This window comes from Paenibacillus sp. SER-28, from assembly GCF_052906305.1.
On the sequence record NZ_JBRECM010000102.1, the window covers coordinates 1 to 233 of the forward strand.

1 protein-coding gene is annotated in these 233 nt (G+C 62.7%); it reads left to right on the plus strand.

What is annotated here, in order from left to right; all coding sequences use genetic code 11:
• Nucleotides 1-233, plus strand: a 233-nt coding sequence (locus ACUYLD_RS25825) for an adenylosuccinate synthetase (RefSeq protein WP_446676256.1), incomplete at both ends; no start/stop codon positions are given.

A 233-nucleotide genomic window follows, 5' to 3' on the forward strand; every position in this document is an offset into this window, starting at 1 on the left:
GGCCACAATGCCGGACATACGCTGGTCATTGACGGCGTCACCTATAAATTGTCGCTGCTGCCGTCGGGTATCGTCCGCGGCAAGCTTTCGGTGATCGGCAATGGCGTGGTCATCGACCCGCATGCCCTGATCGCGGAGATCGAGCGGGTGTCGGCGCAGGGCGTGTCGATCACGCCGGAGACCCTTCGGGTGGCGGAGAATGCCTGCCTGATCCTGTCTTTGCACCGTGAGCT